The organism is Pseudomonas sp. NFX98 (assembly GCF_047784845.1).
Taxonomy (GTDB): Bacteria; Pseudomonadota; Gammaproteobacteria; order Pseudomonadales; family Pseudomonadaceae; genus Aquipseudomonas.
In genome coordinates this window covers 74,866-96,861 of record NZ_JBLNNF010000019.1, presented here as the reverse complement: position 1 = coordinate 96,861, position 21,996 = coordinate 74,866, and the positions used below count along the sequence as shown (strand labels likewise).

The following is a 21,996-nucleotide window of genomic DNA, read 5'->3' as shown; positions in this document are numbered from 1 at the left end:
ACGTGCCATGGCGATCAAACAATTACTAAAACGCACCAGCGGCTGGCTGTACCTCAATTCCCCTGTGGGGCGCCAGCAACTGCACGGCGCCGGGGTGATCCTGATGTTGCATCGGGTGCTGCCCCACGACCACGCCGCCGAGCTGCCCCATCGCAATGAACTGTGCGTCGGACCCAAGGCTTTTGAACACCTGCTGGTCTGGCTGAAAAAGCACTTCGATTGCGTGCCGCTGATGGAGATCCTGCATCCGGGCAGCCTCAGGTCCGAGCGGCCCAGAGTGGCGTTGACCTTCGATGACGGCTGGCGCGACAACGCGGTGAACGCCTTCCCGCTGCTGCAAAAATATCAGGTGCCAGCGAGCATTTTCCTCTCCACCGATTTCATCGGCAGCCGCCAGCGTTTCTGGTGGGAAAGCATCGGCGAAACTCTGTGGAACAGCCATGGCGAAAAGGCCCGTATGCACTTGATCGAATGCTTGCAGCAACTGGGTCGACCGTTGCCGGTGCTGTGCGATGACCCGGATGTGCAACGCCGCAGTCTGGCGCTGCTGCACTTTTTGCAGAACCTGAAAACCTTGTCTGCGCACGATCTCAATCGCCTGACCGACGAGTGCCCGCAAGAGTCGTTGCCGCAAGCACTGGACTGGCATCAGGTGCGTTCGCTGGAAGCCAGCGGGTTGATCCGTTTCGGTCCCCACGGCGCCAGTCACGCGATCCTCACCGGGCTCGACGATCAAACCCTGGATGAAGAATTGAGCCGCAGTCGCCAGGCCTTGCTTAATGGCTGCAATCGCCCACTGCCGGTCTACTGCTACCCTAACGGCGACAACGACGAACGAGTGCGGCAACACGTGGCCGAGCACCATTTTCCGTTTGCCCTGGGCACCGGTACCGGCATCTATCGTGGCGCCGAAGACCCGCTGGCCCTGCCCCGCTTCGGCGTCAGCCAGCGCACCGCGCGCAATCCGGAGTTGTTGTCCTGGCGCATTTATCGCGGGGCGCGTCCATGAGTCGTAGCAACTACCTCAAGCATCTGGCCCTGAGCATGGGCACCAAACTGGCAATGATCGGCCTGCGCTTGCTGCGCAACGTGTTGCTGGCGCGGATTCTCGGGCCGAGCGAACGCGGCCTGTTTGCCTTGCTCAGCACCCTGCCCGACCTGATCAGCGCCGCCACCAGCGGCGGGCTGAATTCGGCGGTGGGTTACCAGGCGGCCAAGCAACGACCGATGGGCCTGTTGCTCAGTCAGGTGTTGGTCTTTGGTTGTCTGTTGGCGGGTTTGCTGACCTTGCTGGTGGTGGCACTGACCCGTGAGTTCGGCAGCGAACTGGACATCACCACCCAACTTGGCTTGCTCGCCTGGCTGTTGCTGCTGGCGGTGCCGTTGACCGTGCTCAAGAGCGGACTGCTGACCCTGCACAACGCTTCGGGCGGCGTTGTGGCCTTCAACGCCTTGCGCCTGATCGAATCCCTGGCACCGCTGCTGCTGTTTCTCGCCTTGTTCTGGATGTGGAAAAGCGCCGCGCTGGAAGCGGCGCTGATCAGCTGGCTGGCAGGCATCAGTCTGGTGGTGTTGGTAGGTTGGCTGTGGCTCAAGCGCAATCAACCGCTGACCCTGCAATGGGACCGCGCCAGCCAGAACGAACTGCTGCGCTTCAGTGCCCGTAGCCATCCCGATTTACTCTTCCAGCAAGTGATACTGCGCTCCGACTATTTGTTCATCGGCGCCCTGCTCGGCAGCACCGCGCTCGGTCATTACGCCATGGCCAGCGCCGCCGCCGAGTTGCTGCTGATCGTGCCGGAAGCGGTGACCACGCCGCTGATGAAACGCCTGCTGCAACAGGAAGAAGGCATTGAAAAAGTCACGCCACTGGCCCTGCGCCTGACCGCGACAGTGATGCTCGGCGCGTGCCTGACCATGGCGGTGATCGGCGAATGGCTGATCGTCACCCTGTTCGGTGTCGCCTATCAGCCGGCTTATCCGGCCTTGCTGGCGCTGCTGCCGGGGCTGCTCGGCCTGTGCTACGCGAGCATACTGCGCCTGGATTTGCTGGGCAAAGATCGCCCCGGTTCGATTTCCCTGTTGATGGGCCTCGGCGCCCTGCTCAACCTGGCGCTGAACCTGTTGCTGATCCCCGCCTACGGCATCGTCGGCGCAGCGGCGGCTTCGTCCATCGCTTATCTGGCGGTGACCATCGCGTTGTTGGTGATGTATTGCCGCTTGAGCCACGTACCGCTGTGGCAAACCCTGATCATCCTGCCCCGCGATGTGATGCCGATGCTGTACATCCTGCAACGGAAGTCGGCATGAAACATTTCGCGCTGGCAGTGAGCCTGGGTCTGTCGCTCGACGCTTATGCCGGGCCGATGCGCTGGGCCGATATCCGTGATGGCAGTCTTTACCTGCAAGCGGATCGCCCCGATACGGTGACCGTGCGTTGGGTGCCGGCGTGGCAAGCGGACGCCAACGAAGAACACCTGTACTTGCTCGACGGCCAGGGCAAATTGGCCGGCGACCGGCCGATTGCCGCCAGTGAAACCCGTGGCAGCCAGAGTTGGCCGTTGACGCCGGGCGCCAGCAGTTATCGACTGGAGATTCCCGGCTACAGTTTCCGCCGCTACAAGGTCGAGCACGACGAGCGCACGGTGGCGTTGTTCGCTCCGGCCAAGGTGCACTTCAGCGCGGAAACCCGCGACGGCGACGAACTGTTTTTCAAGGTGGCGGCTGGCGAACACGCGGTGCTGGCGGGCAAGTTCCACGGGGGCGTCGGCGCCCTGCAAGCACAACGGGTCGGCGACGGAAAACAGGTGGCGCTGGCGCTGAAACCCTACCGTGCCTATTGGCAGTTCGATCAGGTCGCCTTGCCCGTGGCCACAGCGGATCAAGTCTGGCGCATACGCCTGCAAGGCAGCGGCAAAGCGGCATTCTGGCTTGACGGCACAGCCAACCTGTTCGCGCAAAATCCGCAGCAGCTCAAACCGCTACGTGAAGACGACGGCCAGACCCGCCTGACCTTGCACGACAAAGTTCTCGGCAACACGCCGAACCTGGGCATCGCCCTGCCCTACGTGATGCCGCCACCTTCCAGTTATGCCGTGCTCGACGCGATCAAACCGCAGGCGGGCGCCTATTACAGTTTCGTCGACATCACCGCAAAACAGCCGCACTACGAAGACGCGTTCCGCCAGTTGTATCAGGATCGCTTCGGCATCACCCAGGACATCACCCTGCTCGCCGGCAGCCAGCGTCAGGCTGACCTCCGCGCCGACACCATGAGCAATGCCGGCCTCGACGCCTGGCTGGCCGCGACCCGAGCCCTTGGCGGCAAAGGAACCCATTACATCGGTTTTGCCGACGAGCCGAACCTCAACTACCCGGACTACGCCAGCTATCAAAGCATTTTCACCAGCATGGCCCGGCAGGTGCGCAGCAACCCCGACAACGCCAAGGCTGGCGTGCGCATCGCCATGCCCGCCAGCTCACGGTTCGTCAACGGCCCGCTCGCCGACAACGCCGCCGACAAGCGCGGCATCGACTGGGCCAAACGACTGCTGAAGGAATCCGGCGATCAGGTCGATGCGCTGGCCTGGCACGAGTGGATGATTCGCGATCTGCTGGCGACCCGCGTTTACCGCGACAGCGTGCGGCGCGCCGCCGACCTCGTCGGGCTCGATGCCAACGGTCGGCCACGCAAGGCCTTGCTGCTCGACCAGACCAACATGTCCAGCGGTTCGAGCCTGAGTCCTTACGATCAGGAGACCCACTTCGCCTCGTTGTGGTGGGCCTCGGTGGTCATCAATTCGTCCCAGGACGGTCTGCTGGAGATGCTCAACTGGTTCCAGGCCGCCGACGAACCCGAGTACCCCAAGGGCATGTTGCGGGTGAAGGGCAACGATCAGTTCGAACTCAAACCGGTCGGCCTGGCCCAGCAATTCATCGGCCAGCACTGGCTGCACAGCGTGATGTACCTGGAAAACGATGCCTTTGAAGTCGACGTGCTGGCCATGGCCGACGACAGCAAACGCAGCCTGCTGGGGGTCAACAAAGGCTCGCGCTTGCAGCATGTCAGCCTCAACGGCGCGGCGTGCCCATTGGCCAACGGCTCATTGCGTTATTTCGGTGCGGACAACCGCAGCCGCGACGCACCTTTGCGCTGCAACGACGGTCGCGTGAGCTTCGAGCTGCCAGGGCAAACCCTGTTCGCCCTGAGCTGGAAAGCCTCATGACCGCCGCTCGACTGCTTGGCCGCGCAGGCATTTCGCCGCGCGCTGGATTACTCCACTTGCGGGTCAACCCTTCAGGAGCCAATAACATGAGTGCATTGCAGAAGCTCAGCCAACACATCAAACAAAAAGGCCTGCGCGCCACCGTCAAAAAGGCATGGAAGCACTTCGTGTTTTCCCACCAGGAACTGCTGTGGATGGAGCGCGATCTGGTCAGCCCCATACCGCCGCATAAACTCAAGTCTTATCCACCGCTGCAAGTGGTCAGCATTACCCCGGAAAACGCCGTGGCGTTCACCCGCCATTTCGGCGACCGGGTGGAAACCATGGCCGAACTGGCCCGCGAAGGTCATACCGGGCAGATGCACCTGGACGACAAAGGCGACGCGGTGGCGTTCATCTGGGGTGCAGCGCGCGACTATCACGACCGCCATTACTACGGTTGCTGGTTCCCGGTGAAAGAAGGCGAGTTCTTCGAATTCGGTGGCGAACTGACCCGGGGCTACTGGGGCACGTCGCTGTCGATGGACCTGCAAACGGAACTGTGGAAAGCCATGCACGCCCAGGGCTGCAACAAGGTGGTGGATGTGTGCGAGTGGCACAACGTCCCGGCGCTGAAACTGCACATACGTACCGGATACAAGGAACAGGGGCGCATCATGAACGTGTATGAACTGTTTGGCCGTTGGCGCTTTTATCGTGAAACCCGCTACACCGGCTCGCGCCTGGATGCCTTGCGCAAACCGGAACGTTCACCTGCGACAGCTTCGGTGGCCTGAGCCTATGACCGTGCGATTTGAATGGCGTACTTCGCTGTGCGCCGCTGACTTTCCCGCAGCGGCCTATGAAACGCTACGTCTGCGAGTGATGGACCACACGCCGTTCAACGCACTGGCCTGGATGGTTGCCTCGCAGCAGGCATTGACGGCTGGCGAACGTTTACACGTTCTGCTCGGCTGGCAGGCTGATGAACTGGTTCTGTGCCTACCGTTGGTGGCGTCCGTCGAGCGGTTTGGCGGATTGCCGTTTCGTGTGTTGCATCACTTGGGCTATCCCCTCGCCGATCGCCTCGCGCTGCTCGCGTGCGTGGATGCCACGGACATGCGCAAGGCGTTGACCGAAGTTCGCCGTCGACTGCCTCATGCTGTGCTGCAACTCAATGAACTGGCAGGCGAGGACAGCGCATTGGCGCACTGGACCTCCCGCAGTTCGACCGCCGAGCGCCGCCTCAGTTGTCGCGTGCCGGTGCACCTGATCACCGATGCGGACCGCCAGGAAGTCTCCGGCGATCCGCGCTACAAACTGCGCCGGGCACGCAAGCGCATTGCCGCGTGTGGCGCGCAAGTCCGCCGAATCACCCCCGATGCGACGACCATGGGGCCGTTGCTCAAGGTCATCGCCGAGGTCGAAGCGGTGAGCTGGAAAGGCGATGAAGGCGTGGGCATTTTCGCCGACGAACGCCACCGCCAATGGATGGACCAAGCCTTCACCGCCCTCGCCGCCCAAGGCCTGGTGCGCGTGGTGGTACTGGAGCTGGACGGACGCTGCATCAGCTACCGCCTCGGCTTGCTGGAACAGGGACGGCTGTACGATTACAACCTGGCATTCCTGCCGCAATACGCCGACCTGGGCAGCGGTCGGGTGTTGCTCGAAGAATGGATTCGCTGGGGTCTGGACGACAACTGGCGCTGGATCGATGCGTCGCGGGTGAGCCTGGAAAACTCCAGCCATCAACTGCATGAACGCATGACCGGACACATGGAACACTGGCGCTGGAGTTTCTACTCCTGGCGCCCGAGCGGCTTGGCTCTAGGCCTGGCCCTGCGCCTCTGGCAACAGCTCAAACCCGTGATGCAGCAATGGCGGGCCAAGCGTGCGGCGGCGGTCAACTCACCTGCCCCTGCCCCTGCCCCCGTTGCGGCCCCCGTATCCAAGGCGCCCGCATCCACCGACAAACTCATGGAGGGCGAACATGCCACAGCAAGTCATAGTCAACGCTGACGACTTCGGCCTTAGCGCCTGCGAAAACGCGGTGATTCTGGGGGCTTTCCAGGCCGGGATCATCAGCTCTGCCACCGCCATGGCCAACATGCCGGCCTTCGAAGCGGCGTGTGCCCTGGCTCAACACCCATTGCTGGAGGGACGCATCGGCCTGCACTTCAACCTCACATACGGCCATCCGTTGAGCAGACGCATTCTCACGCGCCGGACCTTCTGCGACAGCGCCGGCGTGTTTGATCTCAACCTGTCGCGCACCCGCCTGTGGCTCGGTCGCCAGGATCGGCTTGCGGTGGAAGAAGAACTCGAAGCCCAATGGCAACGCTGCGTGGACAACGGCGTGCGCCCCAGTCATCTGGACTCCCATCAACACGTGCACAACATCTGGCCCATCGGCGAAATCGTCGCGCGGTTCGCGGCGCGTCAGGGTGTGCCGGTGCGATTGGCGCGCAACTTAGGGCAAAACCTGAGCCTGCCCAAGCGCTTGTTCAAACAGTTGCTCAACCATCGATTGAACAGTCTGGCCGGCGCCACCGCCGACTATGTCTGCACCCCGGTGGATTTGCGCAACGCGGCGCCGCCCAGTGACGGTTTGCTGGAAATCGTCGCCCACCCCAACCAGCTCGGCGCCGATTTTGGCGATGCCTACCTGGAACAAGGCGAGTCGTTGAGCGCCCTGCTGGAGCACCGATTGCCGGGTGTGCCGAGGGTCGCCTACAGCGTCGCCAACAATGCCATCCAAAGGCGCGCAGAGACCGTGATGGAGTAATCGTTCAGGAATGATTCAACCTGGGATTTCCCCCGCAAAAAGCCCCTCCGGATAGCCCGGAGCGCGGCTTTTTGACGCCGGAAAAACTGTGTCAATACTGAAACACAAATAGAAACAAATTGCTGGTAAAGGAGCTGCCATGCAAAGGCCATGGTGATCTATACCCAACATTACCTTCACCCAAAAGCACGGCCAATCCCGGCCAAGGAGGGCTTCATGAGCCTGATCGACAAACTCCGCGAACGAATCAAACAAAAAGGCCTGAGCCGCACGTTCAGCACACTGTGGAAACGCTATGTGTTTTTCCACTGGGAGTTGCTCTGGATGGAGCGCGACCTGGTCAGCCCGGTGCCGCCGCACAAATTGCGTCCCTACTCCGGCGTGCGTCAGGTAGTCATCACCCCGGAAAACGCCGTTGCGTTTACCAAACACTTCGGTGATCGGGTGCAAACCATGGCCGAACTGGCCGCCGAAGGTCACACCGGCCACATGTACCTGGACGAAGAGGGTCATGCGATCGGGTTCATCTGGGGCAGCGTTCGCGACTACCACGACCGTCACTACTACGGCTGCTGGTTCCCGGTCAAACCCGGCGAGTTTTTCGAGTTCGGCGGTGAAATGACCCGCGCCTACTTCGGCACCAGCCTGTCGGTGGACGTGCAGATCGCGCTGTGGGAAGCGATGGCGGCGCAAGGTTGCAACAAAGTGGTGGATGTCTGCGAAACCCACAACATCCCGGCGCTGAAACTGCACATCCGCATGGGCTACCACGAACAGGGTCGGGTCACCCATGTTTATGGCCTGTTCGGCCGCTGGCGCTTCTTCCGCGAGACCCGCTACACCGGCTCACGCCTGGACCCTCTGCGTAAACCGGGACGCCCGGTGGTGGCGGCGGCAGCGCAGGCCTGACTCAGGCCTTGGCGGCCATCGCGGTGACTTCCACGCGCATGCCTTCAACCGCCAGCGCCGCCACACCCACGGCGGCGCGCACCGGCCACGGTTTGGCGAAGAAGCGCTTGTAGACTTCATTGAACGCGGCGCGGTCGGCCATGTCGGTGAGGTAGATGGTCAGGTGCAGCACGCGGTCCATGGAACTGCCGGCACGCTCCAGCGCCACCTTGAGCGCCTGCAAAGTGCACTCGCTTTGCACGGTGATATCGCCCAGCTCCAGGCTGCCGTCTGCGCGGGTCGGAATTTGCGTAGAGACCAGCAGTCCACCGAAACCGGCAACGTCGGAGGAGATGGAATCCGCATCGGGATCGGGAGTGAACGTGATGTCTTGGTTTGCCATGGTGATCTCTTGCTTGATTAGGTAAAGGGCGCGGGGGAAGTTTACCGCATGTTTCTTGTTCGCCCATCCGCCATGTCGCCAGAGTGACTTATCCGGTGCCGCTGGATACCCTTGCGCTCATCTCCTCACGCCATCCAGACGAGCCTGTCATGAAATCCCCTGCCGGCCTGCTGTTGTCGGGCATCGATCTGGACCGGACCAGTTCCGTTCCGCTCTACCGCCAGCTCTATTTGCAGATTCGCAAACAGATATTGTCCGGACGGCTTCAAGGCGGCATGCGCCTGCCATCGACCCGGACCTTGAGCCAGGAACTCGCGCTGTCGCGGATCACCATCCTCAATGCCTTCGACCAATTGATTGCCGAAGGCTTTCTGGCCTCGCGCACAGGCGCCGGCACCTACGTCGGTGACGAGTGGGAAAACCATGGCCTCGCCGACGATGAGCAACAGCGCCAGCCACCGCGCCTGTCGGACCTGAGCCAGTCGATGCTGTCGTTGCGCAGCGAGCATTTTCGCGGTGTGTCCTATGCCGATTGGGATCCCGCGAGCCCCACCTCGTTTCTGCCCAGCCACAGCACGTACGATGCGTTCCCGCAACATATCTGGAAGCGTTTGATGAGTCGCCACCTGCACAAGCCGACCAAAGCGATGCTCGGTTATGGCGAACTGCAAGGGCTGCTGGCCTTGCGCACGGCGATTGCCGAATACGTCTTCGATGCCCGCGGCATCGACTGCACGGCCGAGCAGGTGGTGATCGTTTCCGGCGCCCAGCAAGCCTTCAACCTGCTGGGCATGTTGCTGCTCAATCCGCAGGACGGCGTCTGGATGGAAGACCCCGGGCACATCGCCGCGCGCATCGCGCTCCAGGCCCAGGGTGGCCGGGTGGTGCCGTTGCGCATCGACGATCAGGGCATCGACATCCAGCAAGGCCTCGCCGAGTGCCCTGATGCGCGACTGGTGTTTACCACGCCGGCTCGCCAGCATCCCTTGGGCGTGACCATGAGCTACGCGCGGCGCCAGGCGCTCATCGATTGGGCCGCGCAACAGCAGAGCTGGATCATCGAAGACGACTGCGACAGCGAGTTCCGGTACAGCGGCCGCCCGTTGCCCGCGCTCTATGCCATGGACCAACGGGCCCGGGTGATTTACGTCGGGACGTTCAGCAAGGTGCTTTTCCCCTCGTTGCGCCTGGGCTACGTGATATTGCCCCACGCCTTGGTCGAACCCTTTTGCACCCTGCGGGCGGTCATGGATCGCAGCCCTCCGACACTCCTGCAAGCGGTGACCGCCGACTTCATGAGTGAGGGCCACTTCCTTGGGCATATCCGCCGCATGCGTGCGCTGTATCAGGCCCGCCAGCAAGCGTTGGTCGAGCAATTGCAGCAACAGTTGGGCAATTTTTTTACAATCACCCCGGTTGAAGCCGGCATGCATCTGATCGCATGGCTGCCGGAGAATCTGGATGCCGACACCATCGCCAAGGAGCTGGCCCGGCACAATATCCACACCTATGCCCTGAGCGACTACTGCCTGCAAAACTACCTGCCGCCCGCGCTGTTGATCGGTTTTGCCGGCACGCCAGAAGATCAGGCCAAAGCACGCGTTGAAGCATTGGCACAGGCATTGGTCCGCATGGGTCATCTGCAACAGCCGCGCTGAAGGAGCAAAGTGGTCTTATCAATTAAATAGTAATGGATCTATCGAGAGTTCCTGACTGGCGCGATAAAGGCTGCGCCGGGAGACCCGGCGTCTGAACCAGGAATCACTCGAATGAACAATAAGATCCAGGAACGATTCAACGCCTTGCTCAGCCACAAGGCGACCGGGGCCGAAGCGCTCCCCGTGCTGACACAAGCACTGGCCGGTCAACTGCTTGATCGCCTCAAGCAATTGCGCTTGTTTGCCCACGCCTATCCCCTGCTGACCAACCTCACCCATGGCCGTGTCACGCCCGCCGACATGCTGGATTTTGCTTATCGCCACGAGCTGCAAGGCCTGAGCCTGCACTTGCTCGACGGTGAGGAAAACAGCCTCAGCCAAATGACTGCCGTCCAGCTTCAGGCGTTTGCCGACAAGGCCAGCGCGCTGCAACTGGACGTGCATCTGGAGATCAGCAGCACGCGCAAAAACGATGTCGATCAAGTCATCGAAATTGCGCGGGCGCTGGGCGTGCGCAACATCCGCGTTTACTCGCGCTACGAAGGCACGCTGTCGCGGGTCATGGACATCATCGAAACCGACCTGCACTACCTCGCGCAGCAGGCCGACGAACACGACCTGTACTTCGACTTCGAACAGCATGAAGAACTCAAGAGCGGCGAAATCGCCGAGCTGTTGAACCGCCTCAACCACCCTCGCCTGCACGCCTTGTTCGATTTCGGCAACATGATCAATGCCTGCGAACAACCGCTGCAAGCCCTGCAAACGCTGGCGCCGCACATCCGCCAGACCCACCTCAAGGGCGTGCGCGTGGTCCCCGAGCAAAACGGTTTCGGCCACTACGGCGTGCTGCAAGGCAGCGACGAAGATGACCTGCCCAACGCCCGCATGCTGTTCGAATTGCTGATGCTGGGTGAATCCACCCCGCAAGTGATCGCTTTCATTCTTGAGCAGGAAAACCACTACGTGGCGCCGGCGTTCCGCCAGACCGACGAGGCGGCCGACCCGTTCATTGCCTACCGGGAAATGAGCGACACGCCTCTGCCGGCGGGTTATTCGCTGGAGCGCATGCTGGCCGACGAACACCGCTGGGCGAACAACCAGGTCGCCTATGTCCGCGGCGTGCTGGCCGAGTTTCGCACCCTCGCCGAACTGACCCTGGACAACCGCAGCAACGCCTGAACCTGACGTGGAGAACAACAATGACAATCCAAAACAAGGCCAAATGGCTCAGATTCCTGATCCTCATTCTCGGTGGCGGCACCATCTACAAACTGGCGAACCTCAAGGACGCCTTCTATGTACCCATGCAGGAATTCATGGGCTTGAGCCACACTGAAATCGGCGTGCTGCTGAGCGCCAACGCGATCATCGCCACGGCGTTATTTGTTGTCGGCGGCTTGCTCGCGGACCGTTTCGACACCCGCAAACTGATCCCCATCGGCCTGCTCGGCACCGGTTGCCTGGGGCTCTATCTGGCGACCTTCCCGCAGTTCAGCAACTTGCTGATCGTGTTCAGTCTGCTGGCGGTATGTGCCGATTGCATCTTCTGGCCTTCGCTACTCAAGGCCATTCGCAACCTGGGCAATGATCAGGAACAAGGTCGCTTGTTTGGCTTGTTGGAAGGCGGACGTGGCGTCATCGATACACTGGTGGCCTTTTCCGCGCTGGGCGTATTCGTCGCCATGGGCTCCGGCGAGTCCGGTCTGAAATCGGCGATCCTGTTTTACTCGGTGATCGACATTCTCGCCGGCACCCTGACCTGGTTTCTGCTCAAGGGCGGCAACACGCAGTCGATCGCCAAGCCGAAGAACGGTTTGTCGAATCTGCTCGAAGCCATCAAGGTGCCGGGGATCTGGCTGGTCAGCCTCAACGTGTTCATGGTCTACATCGTGTATTGCGGCCTGACCTATTTCATTCCCTACCTCAAGGAAATGTACGGTTTGCCCGTGGCGCTGGTGGGTGCCTACGGCATCATCAACCAATACTTCCTGAAGATTCTCGGTGGTCCTGCCGGTGGTTTCATTGCCGACAAACAGTTCAAGAGCACCAGCCGCTACCTGAAATGGGCATTCCTGGCCCTGTTGCCGCTGATGGGCGTGATCATGCTGATCCCGAAAAGCCCCGGCTTCATCTACGCCGGCATGGCCGCCACCCTGTCCTTCGCGTTGATCGTGTTTTCGATGCGCGGTGTGTTCTGGGCGCCGATGGGCGAAGTCGGCATTGCGCCACACATCACCGGCTCGGCGTTCGGCATTGGCTGCCTGATCGGTTATGCGCCGGGCATGTTCGCCTACGTGATCTACGGTTCGATCCTCGATCATTTCCCCGGTCAGCAGGGTTACAACTACGTCTTCAGTCTGATGAGCGTGCTGGCGATTCTCGGGTTCCTGGTGTCCAGCATGCTGTATCAAACCGTGCGCAGTAAATCCACGGCAAACGGCGCCGTGGGGGCCGCACAAGCTTGATCATCGTGACGTGTGGGAGCGCGCTTGCTCCCACAGGTTTCGTGTACTGACCGTTGGCCTGAGGCCGGAGAGGATCGGCGAAAGAATTTCGTATACCCTAGCGCTATCCCACTCCGAACGACCGCCGCCGTGAACCTGACCAAACTCAACGCCCCCGACCTTGGCAACACCCCTTCAACGTCGGAAATCATTACCCGCCATCTGCGCGATGCGATCGTCGCCGGGCATTTTGCCGAGGACGAGCCGATCCGCCAGGACGATATCGCCCGCCAGTTCAACGTCAGCAAGATCCCGGTGCGTGAAGCGCTCAAGCGTCTGGAAGCCGAAGGCCTGGTGATGTTCCAGCGCAATCGCGGGGCGATGGTCACGCGGGTGTCCGATGCGGAACTGGCGCAGATGTTCGAGGTGCGCATGTTGCTGGAGGACAAGATCCTGCGGCTGGCCATCCCCAACATGACCGAGGAAACCTTCGCCCGTGCCGAGCGCATCTGCCAGGAGTTCATCGGCGAAGACGACGTGGGACGCTGGGCGGAACTCAACTGGGAGCTGCACGCCTGCCTCTACGAGCCGGCGCAACGGCCGTTTTTGGTGAGCCTGATCCGTTCGGTCAACGACAAACTGGAGCGCTACCTGCGCATGCAGATGAGCCTGTCGGCCGGCAAGGAACGCGCCGATCACGAACACCGCGAAATCATCAAGGCCTGTCGCGCCGGGGATGTCGACCGGGCGGTGACGCTTTTGGACGAGCACATCGCCGGGGTCTGCAAGACCTTGTTCGAACACCTGCCTCACGCCCACTGACGCAACAACCACTGTGCCGATTTCGTCATCGGCGCAGGCTAAATCCATCAAGCCGTCATCTCGCCGTCCGGGCCACTCTTGCGTTCACTCAACCGAATGGACGTGGCCCTCCGATGAAACGTATCTCCGTGATCGACTCCCACACCGGCGGCGAACCGACCCGCCTGGTGACCGCCGGTTTTCCCGATCTGGGTGACGGCAGCATGGCCGAACGACGCAAGATCCTCGCTGAGCAGCATGATCAATGGCGCGCCGCCTGCGTGCTGGAGCCACGGGGCAGCGATGTGCTGGTGGGTGCCCTGCTCTGCACCCCCGTGGATCCCAATGCCTGTGCCGGTGTGATTTTCTTCAACAACAGCGGTTATCTGGGCATGTGCGGCCACGGCACCATCGGCCTGGTGGCGTCATTGGCGCACCTGGGCAAGATCGGGCCCGGCGTGCACAGCATCGAGACGCCGGTTGGCACGGTGCAGGCCACTCTGCACGACGACCATTCGGTAAGCGTGCGCAATGTGCCGGCCTACCGTTATCGCAAGGCGCTGCAGTTGCAGGTGCCGGGTATCGGCCAGGTCAGCGGCGATGTGGCCTGGGGCGGCAACTGGTTTTTCCTGATCGCCGACCATGGCCTGCGGGTCGCCGGTGACAATCTTGACGCTCTGACCGCCTACACCTACGCCGTGCAGCAAGCGCTGGAAGCCCAGGGTTTTCGTGGTGAAGACGGTGGCCTGATCGACCACGTCGAGCTGTTCGCCGACGACGATAATGCCGACAGCCGCAACTTTGTGCTGTGCCCCGGCAAGGCCTATGACCGCTCGCCCTGCGGCACCGGCACCAGCGCCAAACTGGCGTGCCTGGCGGCGGACGACAAACTGCAACCGGGGCAGATCTGGCGTCAGGCCAGCGTCATCGGTAGCGAGTTCGAAGGCTCTTTCGAATGGCAGGACGAGCGCATCGTGCCGACCATTCGTGGCCGTGCCCATATTAGCGCCGAAGCCAGCCTGATCATCGAACAGGACGATCCTTTCGCCTGGGGCATCCGCCCGTGAACCAGGGCCAGGTGGCCGATGTGATCGTGATCGGCGCCGGCATCATCGGCGCCGCCTGCGCCCAGGCCCTCGCCCGACGTGGTTTGCAGGTGTTGGTGCTGGACGCCGGCCTGCACGGCGCGACGGCGGCGGGCATGGGCCACCTGCTGGTGCTCGACGACAACCCGGCGGAACTGGCCCTCAGTCAATATTCACTGCAACGTTGGCGCGAACAGTCCGCGGACTTGCCCGATGCCTGCGCCTACCGCTGCAACGGCACGCTGTGGCTGGCGGCCAACGCCGAGGAAATGGCCGTGGCCCAGAGCAAATACCTCAACCTGCAAGCGCAAGGAGTGGCGTGCGAACTGATCGGAGCCCATGCCCTGCGCCAGCGCGAACCGGAGTTGTGTGAAGGCCTGGAGGGCGGCCTGCTGATCAACGGTGACGGCATTCTGTACGCCCCGGCGACGGCCAGCTGGATGCTCGACACGCCGAACATCCGCCAGCGCCGGACACGGGTCTGCGAGGTCGACGGCAACCGCGTGCGCCTCGATGACGGTCACTGGCTGAGCGCCGCTGCAGTGGTGCTGGCCAACGGCATCCAGGCCAACGAGTTATGCCCGGAACTGCCGATCGAGCCGAAGAAAGGCCACTTGCTGATCACCGACCGCTACCCCGGCACCGTCACCCATACGCTGGTGGAACTGGGTTATGTCACCAGCGCCCACAATGCCACGGGACCGTCCACGGCGTGCAATATCCAGCCGCGTCCCACGGGGCAATTGTTCATCGGCGCCTCGCGGCAATTCGGCACCACCGACCCGCAGGTCGAAGGCTGGATGCTCGCCAAAATGCTCAAGCGCGCCGCCCGCTACATGCCGGGGTTGAGCCGGCTCAATGGCATCCGCGCCTGGACCGGCTTTCGTGCCGCCAGCCCCGACGGCCTGCCGCTGGTGGGCCAGCATCCGCAACGCCAGGGCTTGTGGCTGGCGGTCGGTCACGAAGGACTGGGCGTGACCACCGCGCCCGGCACCGCCGATCTGCTGGTCGCCCAACTGTTCAACGAAACTCCGCCACTGGCCGCACAACCCTATCTGCCCCAGCGTTTCCTCGGAGAACCCGCCCATGCCTGAATTGCTCCTGGACGGTCACGCCCTGAAAGTCGCCGAGGGCACCAGCGTCGCCGCCGCCCTGGCCCTGGGCAGCGACGGTTGTAGTCGCACCTCGGTAAGTGGCCAACGCCGTGCGCCGTTGTGCGGAATGGGTATCTGCCAGGAATGCCGGGTGACCATCGATGGCCGCCGTCGCCTGGCCTGCCAGACCCTCTGCCGTGACGGCATGCAAGTGGAGACCCGCTGATGAATCAATACGCCGATCTGCTGATCATCGGCGCCGGCCCCGCCGGCATGGCGGCCGCACTTGCCGCCGCGCCCAGCGGTGCACGCATCGTCATGCTCGACGACAACCCGCTGCCGGGCGGGCAAGTCTGGCGCGACGGTCCGCAAGCGAGCGTGCCCGATCAGGCACGACACCTGCGCGAACGCCTGGCCTCGTACAGCAACATCCACCACCATCCCGGCACCCGGGTGATCGCCAATCCCGCGCCAAAACAATTGCTGGTTGAAGACGATGAAAACGGCTGGCTGATCCGCTACGACAAACTGATCCTGTGCACCGGCGCCCGCGAATTGCTACTGCCCTTCCCTGGCTGGACCCTGCCCGGCGTGACCGGGGCCGGTGGCTTGCAGGCGCTGATCAAGGCCGGGCTGCCGGTGCAGAATGAGCGCGTGGTGATCGCCGGCAGCGGACCACTGCTGCTCGCCAGCGCCGCCACCGCGAAAAAACACGGTGCCAAGGTCATGCACATCGCCGAACAGGCATCCCTCGCGGCCGTCGCCGGTTTCGCCGCACAACTGCCACGCTGGCCTGGCAAATGGTTGCAATCGTTCAGCCTGTTCGACCGTCACTACCGCACCGATAGCCACGTGCTGGCCGCCCTCGGCAGTGACCGACTGGAAGGCGTGCGCCTGCAACACAACGGCAAGATCGTCGAACTGGAATGTGATCGCCTGGCCTGCGGTTTCGGCCTGATCCCCAATACGCAGTTGGGTCAGGCGCTGGGTTGTGCCGTTGAAAATCAGGCGCTGGCGGTGGATGCGTGGCAGGCCAGCAGCCGCGCCGATCACTTCGCCGCTGGCGAATGCACCGGGTTCGGCGGCAGTGAACTGGCTCTGGTGGAAGGCAGCATTGCTGGGCACGCAGCTGTCGGCGATCTGCAAGCGGCGCGCCGGTGGTGGCCGCAACGGGCACGCTGGCAGGGTTTCGCCAGGGTATTGAATCAGGCCTTCGCCCTCGACCCTCGACTCAAGTTGCTGGCCCGCCCCGACACCCTGGTCTGCCGATGCGAAGACGTGCCTTACGCGGCATTGGCCGGGCATGCCGACTGGCGCGAAGCCAAGCTCGCCAGCCGCTGTGGCATGGGTGCCTGTCAGGGGCGCGTGTGTGGTGGCGCGACGCAGCACCTGTTCGGCTGGCAACCCTCGGCACCGCGCCCACCGTACAGCCCGGCGCGAATCGAAACCTTGATGAGCCTCGACGACACCCCGCCAGCGTGACGTGCGCGGCGGGGGTTTCGGCGATGCAGCCAAGTCACTATGATCCCGAGGGTCACCCTCAGACCTGCGGCGCCATGTATCCCTCGCTCACTTCTTTCAAGCCTTGCGATTTGCCGACGCTGCTGAGCAGTCTGCAACCGATTGCGCCGCTGCTCGATACCCTGTCGGACGTGGTGTTTTTCATCAAGGACATTGATGCCCGCTACGCCTTCGTCAACCAGACTCTGGCCCGGCGCTGCGGTTTCAAACAGAGTGCCGAGCTGCTCGGGCGCACCGCCGAAATGGTCTTCCCGGAACGTTTCGGCCCGCTGTACACCGAGCAGGACCGACGCGTGCTGGCCAGCGGTCGGGAACTGGCCGATCAACTGGAGCTGCACCTGTATTACGGCAATCAGCCGATCTGGTGCCTGACCCACAAACTCGCCCTGCACGATGAACAAGGGCGGATCGTCGGTCTGGCCGGGATCTCTCGTGACCTGCAATCACCGCAATCGAATCATCCGGCATTTCAGAAACTGGCGGCGGTGGATGCGCATATTCGCCGTCACTTTGCCCGGCCCATCAGCCTTGCCGAACTGACGGCCATTGCCGGGTATTCCGTGGCGCAACTGGAGCGGCACTGCAAGCGGGTGTTTCAGCTCACACCACGGCAGATGATTCACAAGGCGCGGCTCGAAGAGGGATCGCGGTTGTTGTTGCATAGCGAGTTGCCGATTACCGAGATTGCGTTGCTCTGTGGGTATACCGACCATAGTGCGTTTAGCCGGCAGTTTCGGGCGTTGACCAGTGTTTCGCCTAGTGAGTATCGGGGGAATCGGGGGTAGGTTTTTTTTGTTGGAGTACATATCCGTTGCTGCGGTAACGGCGGCTTATGGTTTCGCCCTTACGGCGACTCACTTTTCCAAACGCCGAAAAGTAAGCAAAAGGCTTTGCCCCGGCGTACGGCACCTCGCTGGGGCTCGGTGTTCCCTCGCTACGGTGTCCATCAGGGGGCATCGCCTACGGTTTGCTTCGCTGCACCTCCTCTCGATGTGTGCGGCTTCGCCGCACGGCGCTACGCGCCTAACCCCCTGGTGAACACCTACGCTCGGCCTGCCGAAGGGGCAAAAGATCAAAAGCCAAAGCGAGGCGGCCTACCGGCCGGCCTGATCGTTAGTTCGTGCGCGTTTCTCTGTAGGAGCTGTCGAGTGCAACGAGGCTGCGATCTTTTGATTTTGTTGTTAGAAGCAAGATCAAAAGATCGCAGCCTGCGGCAGCTCCTACATTGGGTGCTGTATAGCCACGACATCAGGTCGGCTGTCAGGCCGCCATCGCCAGCAGGAATGCAAACCAAACAACCAGGCCGGCCGGTAGGCCGCCTCGGTTGTTTTTGATCCACCCGCCCCCTCGGCAGGCTGAGTGGAGGCGTTTATCCGGGGAGTGGCGCGCAGCGCCGTTCGACGCAGTCGAACACGCTGCATGTAGGTCGTCGCGCAGCAGACCGGAGGGCAGTGTCCCCGGATGAATGCCGGAGCGAAGGAACCCCGAGCCTTAGCGAGGGGCCGTACGTAAGGGGCGAGACTTTTTGGTTCCTTTTGTTGGCGTTTGACAAAAGGGACTCGCCGTAAGGGCGAAACCATAAGCCGCCGTTACCGCAGGAATGGATATGTACCCGGTGTTCCGAAAAGGCGCGCCCACACATCAAATGCTCCTATATGTAACACCACCGTAATAGCTGCAACACCGCCGAATACGACGATCCCCAACCCCAGTACCTCTAACTCAAGCCCCACCTCCTAAATCTTCAAAAAAACTGGAAACAGGCACACTGCTTGCTACAGTTAATATCGTATACGAAATCCTCAATACAATACCCAACAGCCACCCACCCACGAGGCATCTATGAAAAACCCAGCATTTGCCGTAGCCCTCAGCGCTGTTCTAAGCACCTCCTTCATCGCCACCGCCCAAGCCGACAAACTCGACGACATCATCGGTTCCGGCAAACTGCGCTGCGCCGTGACCCTCGACTTCCCGCCCATGGGTTTTCGCGATGGCAGCAACAGCCCGGCCGGGTTCGACGTGGACTACTGCCATGACCTGGCAAAAATCCTCGGCGTCGAAGCCGAAGTCGTGGAAACGCCGTTCCCGGACCGCATTCCGGCGCTGGTCTCCGGGCGCGCCGACGTGATTGTCGCCTCCACTTCCGACACCCTCGAACGGGCCAAGACCGTCGGCCTCACCGTGCCCTACTTCGCCTTCCAGATGGTGGTGCTGACCCGCGACAACACCGGCATCAACAACTTCAATGACCTCAAGGGCAAACCGGTGGGCAACACCAGCGGCACCTATGAAGCCATTGCCCTGGAAAAAGACGTGAAGAACTGGGGCACCGGCAGCTTCCGTGCCTATCAGTCGCAGAACGACACCCTGCTGGCAGTCGCCCAGGGCCATATCGATGCCACCGTCGTCACCAACACCGTGGCCGCCGCCACCCTCAAGTCGGGCAAGTACAAAAACCTGAAAGTTGCTGGCAACGCGCCGTATGTCATCGACTACGTGTCGCTGGGCGCCAAGCGCAGTGAGTACGGTCTGCTCAACTACCTCAACCTCTTCGTTAACCAGCAGGTGCGCACCGGTCGCTACAACGAGCTTTTCGTCAAATGGGTCGGCACCGATATCCAGCCGGCCAACCTGACCGTGCCACAGGTCTACTACTAAGGTGTCCGGCATGCCCAGGTCCATTTCTCTGAGCGGTCGCAGCCTGGTCGAGGGCGCCGCGCAAGGCGCCCTGCTGTTCGCCGATGTCGGGCTGAGCTTCTGGGGCGGGGTCGAGCCCGGCACCGGCGAGGTCATCGATCGCCACCATCCCCTCAGCGGTGAACATCTGTCCGGCCGGGTGCTGGCCATTCCCAGCGGTCGCGGCTCGTGCACCGGCAGCAGCGTGTTGATGGAGTTGATCAGCAACGGTCATGCACCGGCGGCACTGGTGCTGGCCGAACCCGACGAGATCCTGACCCTGGGCGTGCTGGTGGCGCAAACCATTTTCGAACGCTCCCTGCCGGTGCTCTGCATCGGCCGGGAGGCCTTTGCCAACTTGCGCGGACATGCCTTTGCCCGAATCGAAAACACTACGCTGAGCCTGTTCGAACAGTCGCCCGACGAAGCCTGGCAGGCGCTCGACAATCCTGTACCCGACACCGTCGCCAGCGCCTCGATCGAACTCACCGAATACGATTGCGCGCTGCTCGATGGCCGGCATGGCAAGGCAGCGCAAATGGCCATGCAGATTGTCCTGCGCATGGCCGATCTGCAAGGTGCGCGCAGTCTGGTCGATGTCACCCAGGCGCACATCGATGGCTGCATCTACACCGGCCCGGCGAGCCTGCGCTTTGCCGAACAACTGGTGCAATGGGGGGCGAAAGTCAGCGTGCCCACCACCCTCAATTCGATTTCCGTGGACCAGCGCCGCTGGCGTGAACTGGGTGTCGACCCGGCACTCGGCGAACCGGCCAGTGCCTTGGGCGATGCCTACATGGCCATGGGCGCGCAGCTGAGTTTTACCTGCGCGCCGTACCTGCTCGACAGTGCGCCAAAGGCTGGCGAGCAAATCGTCTGGGCCGAATCCAATGCCGTGGTCTACGCCAACAGCGTGCTCGGTGCCCGCACCCTGAAGTATCCGGATTACCTCGACATCTGCATCGCCCTCACCGGCCGCGCGCCACTGATCGGCTGCCACCTGGACGCACAGCGCAAGGCCCGGCTGCGGATCGAATTGCCTGCCCTCGGTGAACTGGACGATGCCTTTTACCCGCTGCTGGGTTACCACATCGGTGCACTGGCCGGCAGTCGGATTCCGCTGGTGTACGGGCTGGAAAAGTACTCACCGAACCTTGACGACCTCAAGGCCTTTGGCGCGGCCTTCGCCACGACCTCCGCCGCACCGCTGTTCCATATCGCCGGCGTCACTCCGGAGGCCATCGATCCGGTGCAGGTGTTGGAACCGGACACCTGCATCCCCGTGGAGAAAATCCGCCTCGAGGATTTATTGCTCAGTTGGCGCGAACTCAACAGTGCGCGGGACAACCGGGTGGATGTGGTCTCGCTGGGCAATCCGCACTTCTCCCTCAGTGAATTCGCAAGTTTGGCAACGCTGTGCCAGGGCCGGCGCAAGCATGCGCACGTGGTGCTGGCGATCACCTGCGGCCGTGCGGTGCTGGAGCAGGCCCGCAGCGCCGGGCATATCGCCGTGATCGAAGCCTTCGGCGCGACGCTGGTGACCGACACCTGCTGGTGCATGCTCGGCGAGCCGGTGATCCCGCCGGCCGCCAAAAACCTGATGACCAACTCGGGCAAGTTCGCCCATTACGCACCCGGCCTGGTCGGTCGCAAGGTGCACTTCGCCAGCCTCAAGGACTGCGTCGACGCCGCCTGCACCGCCACGGCCAGCGGACGTCTGCCGGTCTGGCTGCAACCCGCCGTCCCACTGGAGAGCCCCGCGCATGTTTGACTACACCTTCCAATGGCGCTCAGCCCTGCGCGCTCTGCCGGACATGCTCGCCGGCGCCCTGGTCACCTTCGAAACCGCCGCGCTGTCGATGATCTTCGGTGTGCTGATCGCCCTCGCGCTGACCGTGATGCGCGAGGCCAAACACCCGCTGCTGCGCGGTTTCGGCAATGGCTGGGTGTCGATTGCGCGTAACACGCCGTCGCTGTTCCAGATCTACATCCTCTACTTCGGCCTCGGCTCGTTGGGCCTGCACGTCAGTTCATGGTTCGCCCTGCTGGCGGGCATCACCTTCAACAATGCCGGGTACCTGGCGGAAAACTTTCGCGGCGGCCTCAAAGCTGTGCCTAACACACAGGTCCGCGCAGCGCGTTCGCTGGGCATGAGTGCCTTCCAGGCCTACCGCATGATCATCGTCCCGCAACTGCTGCGCATCGTCTTCTACCCGCTGACCAACCAGATGGTCTGGGCGGTGCTGATGACCTCGCTGGGGGTGATCGTCGGGCTGAACAATGACCTGACCGGCGTGACCCAGGAATACAACGTCAAGACGTTCCGCACCTTCGAGTACTTCGCTCTCGCTGCGGTGCTGTATTACCTGATCGCCAAGGCGATCGTCGCGGCAGCCCGGCTGATGGCCTGGCGATTGTTCCGCTACTGAG

General features: G+C 62.3%; 20 protein-coding genes. 19 read left to right on the top strand and 1 reads right to left on the bottom strand.

Going from position 1 to position 21,996, the window contains the following annotated elements:
* Window positions 1-7 precede the first annotated feature (7 nt).
* The 7 genes from ACM110_RS23630 to ACM110_RS23600 all read left to right on the top strand — a co-directional run bounded on the left by ACM110_RS23630 (window position 8) and on the right by ACM110_RS23600 (window position 7,899).
* On the top strand, window positions 8-1,009 hold the full coding sequence (locus ACM110_RS23630; RefSeq protein WP_416129667.1) for a polysaccharide deacetylase family protein: 1,002 nt from the start codon (window positions 8-10) through the stop codon (window positions 1,007-1,009).
* On the top strand, window positions 1,006-2,310 hold the full coding sequence (locus ACM110_RS23625) for a lipopolysaccharide biosynthesis protein (protein ID WP_416129666.1): 1,305 nt from the start codon (window positions 1,006-1,008) through the stop codon (window positions 2,308-2,310). Before ACM110_RS23630 ends, ACM110_RS23625 begins: the two co-directional genes overlap by 4 nt.
* Window positions 2,307-4,226 carry a hypothetical protein gene (locus tag ACM110_RS23620; RefSeq protein ID WP_416129665.1) on the top strand — a complete coding sequence of 640 codons (1,920 nt, stop codon included), beginning with the start codon at window positions 2,307-2,309 and terminating at the stop codon, window positions 4,224-4,226. The genes ACM110_RS23625 and ACM110_RS23620 overlap by 4 nt, the downstream gene beginning before the upstream one ends.
* A gap of 86 nt (window positions 4,227-4,312) precedes the next feature.
* Entirely contained in the window at window positions 4,313-5,002 is a 690-nt protein-coding gene (locus tag ACM110_RS23615; RefSeq protein WP_416129664.1) for an N-acetyltransferase, read from the top strand.
* A 4-nt stretch (window positions 5,003-5,006) separates the two neighbouring features.
* Window positions 5,007-6,224, top strand: coding sequence for a GNAT family N-acetyltransferase (locus tag ACM110_RS23610; RefSeq protein ID WP_416129663.1), 1,218 nt, complete (start codon window positions 5,007-5,009; stop codon window positions 6,222-6,224).
* Window positions 6,196-6,990: a ChbG/HpnK family deacetylase gene (locus tag ACM110_RS23605; RefSeq protein WP_416129662.1), complete on the top strand. Its 795-nt coding sequence runs from the start codon at window positions 6,196-6,198 to the stop codon at window positions 6,988-6,990. The genes ACM110_RS23610 and ACM110_RS23605 overlap by 29 nt, the downstream gene beginning before the upstream one ends.
* 216 nt (window positions 6,991-7,206) lie before the next feature.
* Window positions 7,207-7,899 carry a GNAT family N-acetyltransferase gene (locus tag ACM110_RS23600; RefSeq protein WP_416129661.1) on the top strand — a complete coding sequence of 231 codons (693 nt, stop codon included), beginning with the start codon at window positions 7,207-7,209 and terminating at the stop codon, window positions 7,897-7,899.
* Between the two features lies 1 nt (window position 7,900).
* Here the strand turns inward: ACM110_RS23600 and ACM110_RS23595 are convergent, their stop codons facing one another.
* Window positions 7,901-8,281, bottom strand: a complete 381-nt coding sequence (locus tag ACM110_RS23595) for a RidA family protein (protein WP_338581726.1) — start codon at window positions 8,279-8,281, stop codon at window positions 7,901-7,903.
* Between the two features lie 149 nt (window positions 8,282-8,430).
* On the opposite strand from ACM110_RS23595, the gene ACM110_RS23590 reads away from it, so the two are divergent.
* The 12 genes from ACM110_RS23590 to ACM110_RS23535 all read left to right on the top strand — a co-directional run bounded on the left by ACM110_RS23590 (window position 8,431) and on the right by ACM110_RS23535 (window position 21,995).
* The gene (locus ACM110_RS23590) at window positions 8,431-9,939 is read left to right on the top strand and encodes a PLP-dependent aminotransferase family protein (RefSeq protein ID WP_416129660.1); all 1,509 of its coding nucleotides are present in this window, start codon (window positions 8,431-8,433) and stop codon (window positions 9,937-9,939) included.
* Between the two features lie 111 nt (window positions 9,940-10,050).
* The gene (locus tag ACM110_RS23585; RefSeq protein WP_416129659.1) at window positions 10,051-11,121 is read left to right on the top strand and encodes a sugar phosphate isomerase/epimerase family protein; all 1,071 of its coding nucleotides are present in this window, start codon (window positions 10,051-10,053) and stop codon (window positions 11,119-11,121) included.
* 20 nt (window positions 11,122-11,141) lie between these two features.
* A complete protein-coding gene (locus ACM110_RS23580; RefSeq protein ID WP_416129658.1) occupies window positions 11,142-12,407 on the top strand; it encodes an MFS transporter in 1,266 nt (421 codons plus the stop codon).
* Between the two features lie 129 nt (window positions 12,408-12,536).
* On the top strand, window positions 12,537-13,208 hold the full coding sequence (locus ACM110_RS23575) for a GntR family transcriptional regulator (RefSeq protein ID WP_338581729.1): 672 nt from the start codon (window positions 12,537-12,539) through the stop codon (window positions 13,206-13,208).
* 113 nt (window positions 13,209-13,321) lie between these two features.
* A complete protein-coding gene (locus ACM110_RS23570; protein ID WP_416129657.1) occupies window positions 13,322-14,254 on the top strand; it encodes a 4-hydroxyproline epimerase in 933 nt (310 codons plus the stop codon).
* Window positions 14,251-15,366 carry an NAD(P)/FAD-dependent oxidoreductase gene (locus ACM110_RS23565; protein WP_416129656.1) on the top strand — a complete coding sequence of 372 codons (1,116 nt, stop codon included), beginning with the start codon at window positions 14,251-14,253 and terminating at the stop codon, window positions 15,364-15,366. The genes ACM110_RS23570 and ACM110_RS23565 overlap by 4 nt, the downstream gene beginning before the upstream one ends.
* Entirely contained in the window at window positions 15,359-15,592 is a 234-nt protein-coding gene (locus ACM110_RS23560; RefSeq protein ID WP_338581732.1) for a (2Fe-2S)-binding protein, read from the top strand. The genes ACM110_RS23565 and ACM110_RS23560 overlap by 8 nt, the downstream gene beginning before the upstream one ends.
* Window positions 15,592-16,848, top strand: a complete 1,257-nt coding sequence (locus ACM110_RS23555) for an FAD-dependent oxidoreductase (RefSeq protein ID WP_416129655.1) — start codon at window positions 15,592-15,594, stop codon at window positions 16,846-16,848. Before ACM110_RS23560 ends, ACM110_RS23555 begins: the two co-directional genes overlap by 1 nt.
* Window positions 16,849-16,922: 74 nt before the next feature.
* Window positions 16,923-17,672, top strand: coding sequence for a helix-turn-helix domain-containing protein (locus ACM110_RS23550; protein ID WP_416129654.1), 750 nt, complete (start codon window positions 16,923-16,925; stop codon window positions 17,670-17,672).
* A 1,057-nt stretch (window positions 17,673-18,729) separates the two neighbouring features.
* Window positions 18,730-19,548, top strand: a complete 819-nt coding sequence (locus tag ACM110_RS23545; RefSeq protein WP_338581735.1) for a transporter substrate-binding domain-containing protein — start codon at window positions 18,730-18,732, stop codon at window positions 19,546-19,548.
* A gap of 10 nt (window positions 19,549-19,558) precedes the next feature.
* Entirely contained in the window at window positions 19,559-21,337 is a 1,779-nt protein-coding gene (locus ACM110_RS23540) for an aconitase X (protein ID WP_416129653.1), read from the top strand.
* Window positions 21,330-21,995 carry an amino acid ABC transporter permease gene (locus ACM110_RS23535; protein ID WP_338581737.1) on the top strand — a complete coding sequence of 222 codons (666 nt, stop codon included), beginning with the start codon at window positions 21,330-21,332 and terminating at the stop codon, window positions 21,993-21,995. Before ACM110_RS23540 ends, ACM110_RS23535 begins: the two co-directional genes overlap by 8 nt.
* Window position 21,996: the final 1 nt, after the last annotated feature.